Consider the following 3,216-nt stretch of genomic DNA (forward strand, 5'->3'; position numbering starts at 1 on the left):
AAAATTTTCAAACTAAAATCGCAAAGCTTTCGCTCAATTTGTAATTTTTCAGAGGTTTTAAATCTTTTTTTATGTTAGAGACGTTGTTTGATATAGATTCATAAGTTCTATATAAAACTCTTTCTCGTTATGCTCTTCCAAAATCCCTGAAAAGGGAACGAAATTATAAAAAAGTTTTTCAAGATTTTTAAATCTGTTTGGAAATAGTTCGCTTAGCATAATCGCGCTTATCTCTTTTCTTACAAGAACTGCCGGAGGTAGAATCCCCAATTTAAAAAGTTCCAAAATAGATTCGCTATGATAATGAATATGATGATGACTGCCGTGGGGACAGGTATTGGTACTTACAAGAGTTTTGCATTCGTTGCAGTACACAAACTCGCTAATAGTTTCTATTTGGATATTTATACCTTTTAAAATATCAAAAACGCTTTTTATGGAATTTTTATCATAATATAGTCCCACACCGGCGTGATTTTTACCGATGATTAGCTTGTTACATCCAAAATTTTGGGCAACAATGGCATCCAATATAACTTCGTTAAATCCCGCAAATATATAAGTATTTTCCAAAGGAACTATAATGACTCTATTTTTTGGTAAATAGTTTTTAATGAAAAAATCCATTACTTTATATCTTAAATCATAGGTAAATTCGTCTTTTGAATATGGTTTTAGAAGAAAAATTACTACTAAATCGCTATTTTCCAAAGAGAGTCTTATAAGTCTTTCATGGGCTCTATGCAACGGTTTTGCAGCCATCATTATGGCGGTTGTGTTTTTTGCACCTATCTCTTTTTTTGCTCTTTTTATCTTCTCTTTTGTTTTTTTGATCTCATCAAAATCTACCCAGTATTCTCCGCAAATTGCCCAATTGCCAAGTCTTTTTAAAGTTTCGTTTACGCCCGGATGAGAAAGATCATCAGTTCCGTAAATATTTTTGACTCTCTGTTTTGGATCGATTTTAAAAACCTCTTCGCATTTAATTTCTCCTACTTTTTTATTATCTACCACCAAATCGAAAATCTCCCCAGGTTTTGCACTTTTTAATATCTGTTCGTTTCTTTTTCCTCCGGGAGCCAATATAAAAGAGAAAGGAAAAGTTTTTCCTTTATAGAGTTTTGTTTCATCAACCTCTTTTGCCTCTTTGTGGTTCATAAGTTTGGTTACCGGGTATAAAAGTCCCTCTTTTGCCAAAGCTAAAGTTGCTAAAGCTTCTTGGTCTATAAAAATAGATTTTTCATTTCTTTTTAAAGATTTCATATTTTTTCCTCTTTTCCCACAAACTTTTTCTTGAAATTCCAAGTTTTTTTGCAAGAGCGGTATCAGGAAATTTGCTTTGATAATTTAATATGATATATTTTACGTAATCATCTATTGATAATATATCGTTTCTGTCAAATATCTTATTGTCACTTTTTAGTTCTATAAAATCAAATGGAAATTCTTCATCCGCACAATCTGTTGTAGAGATAAGGGCGAATTTATTTTCTATTATCTCAAAAAAACTCTTTTTTTCGCTTTTTTTAAGAGTTTGAAAATCGGTAATATACAAAAGTTGTGTATCTTTTTCACTTTTTATTTTATTTAACGCTTGGCTTTCACTTAAAGAGTAGAATCTAAAAGGCTCTCCTAAAGATTTTGAAAATTCAAAAGCGTAAAAGTCCGCATATTTTTGATAATTTGTTTTTATCATAAGCGGAAGTTTTATTTTTGTGGATATTGGGTCGATGTTTATACCTTTTAGAGAAAATTTTAGATATTTTTTGTAAGCTTCGTTCTCTTTTTTTAACTGTTCATAATCTCTAAAATGATCTATTTTTCTAATTAGCTCTTCCATCATAAAGGGCTTTAATATATAATCTTTAGCTCCGGCTTTTAGGGGGTTTGATACCGTATCGTTACTAATATACGAAACCAGCAATATTATTATTGAGTCTTTATAATGCTCAATTACCGGATAAAAATCTTGTCCGTTTATGTTTGTAGATAGTAAAACCGCGTCAAAGTGTTCATCCTTAATAGCCTCTTTGATGGTTGCCGCAACTTCGCACGTATGACCGATTTCCGCAAGTTTTGCGGCTATGCTTTGAGCCAGATATATCTCATTTTCAACAATCATTATTTTCATTTTAAACCTCCTAGGGCCTCATGCCAATCAAAATATTTTAAATTTGCCGAGCTTATTATGGCAACTCCCTCTTTTCTACCTATAAAACCCAATTTTTCCGCGGTTGTGGCTTTTATGTTTATTTGATATTTTTCGATTTTTAAAATTTCGCATAAGCTATTTTTTATCTTCTCTTTAAAAGGGGAGATTTTAGGTTTTTGAGCGATTATCGTTGAGTCTATATTTATTATTTCAAATCCGGTTTTATTTAAAATATCTACTATCTCTTTTAAAAGAAGTTTTGAGTCTATATTTTTATATTTTTCCTCGGTATCTGGAAAAAACTCTCCTATATCGCCAAAACCGGCGGCTCCAAGTAAAGCGTCTATTATGGAATGGATCAAAACGTCTCCATCTGAATGACCTTTAAATCCATACTCTTTTGTTATCTCAACTCCTCCCAACATCATAGGTTTATTTTCAACAAAGGGGTGTATATCAAGACCGTTCCCGCTAAAAATAGTTTTTGCAGGGGGTTTTAGACATTTTAACTCTTTTAAATCTTCTAAATATGTCAGTTTTTTATGGGCTTTATCTCCTTTAATATATAAAACTTTTCCCCCAAACCATTTAACGGCGCTGCTTTCATCGGTAAAGATTTTATTTTGTGATAGAGCCTTTTTTAATATTTCGGTTTTAGATAGCTGAGGGGTTTGGATAAGTTTTACATCATCTCTATCTATTGTTTCGTTTTTATACACCACCGTATCGCTAACGGTTATATAGGGAGCGATGCAGTCTGCTTTACCTAAATACTCTATTATCTTTTTTACAAAACTCTCTTTGATACAAATTCTTGCGATGTCGCTAACTAAAACATAAGGGGTTTTAACCCTTTCTAAAGCCCTTAGCAAAGAGTCTTGTCTGCTCTCTCCACCAACGACAAAATCATAGTTTGCATATTTTTTCATCAACTCTATCTCATTTTCTGAAGAGGTAATAACTATATTTTTAAATTTATAAAAACTTTCAAAATTTTTGGCTACATATAACCAGATGGGCCGATTTTGGCACCTTAGCCACCGCTTTTTGACTTTAAGGTTAAA

Annotated in this window: 3 protein-coding genes; all 3 read right to left on the bottom strand. The window is 31.9% G+C overall.

Annotated elements, in window-relative coordinates:
• Positions 1-69 precede the first annotated feature (69 nt).
• A complete protein-coding gene (locus AC30RD_RS07655) occupies positions 70-1,263 on the bottom strand; it encodes a sulfate adenylyltransferase (RefSeq protein ID WP_489493858.1) in 1,194 nt (397 codons plus the stop codon).
• Complete coding sequence (locus AC30RD_RS07660) at positions 1,241-2,131, bottom strand: response regulator (protein ID WP_489493860.1); 891 nt, start codon at positions 2,129-2,131, stop codon at positions 1,241-1,243. The genes AC30RD_RS07655 and AC30RD_RS07660 overlap by 23 nt, the downstream gene beginning before the upstream one ends.
• Positions 2,128-3,216, bottom strand: a 1,089-nt coding sequence (locus AC30RD_RS07665) for a bifunctional 2-C-methyl-D-erythritol 4-phosphate cytidylyltransferase/2-C-methyl-D-erythritol 2,4-cyclodiphosphate synthase (protein WP_489493861.1), incomplete at its 5' end; no start/stop codon positions are given. The genes AC30RD_RS07660 and AC30RD_RS07665, both read right to left, overlap by 4 nt.

Source organism: Nitrosophilus sp., from assembly GCF_982775275.1.

Coding starts and splice junctions, on each gene's coding strand:
- AC30RD_RS07655 (WP_489493858.1), bottom strand. CDS start 1,263: ATGAAATCTTTAAAAAGAAATGAAAAATCTATTTTTATAGACCAAGAA.
- AC30RD_RS07660 (WP_489493860.1), bottom strand. CDS start 2,131: ATGAAAATAATGATTGTTGAAAATGAGATATATCTGGCTCAAAGCATA.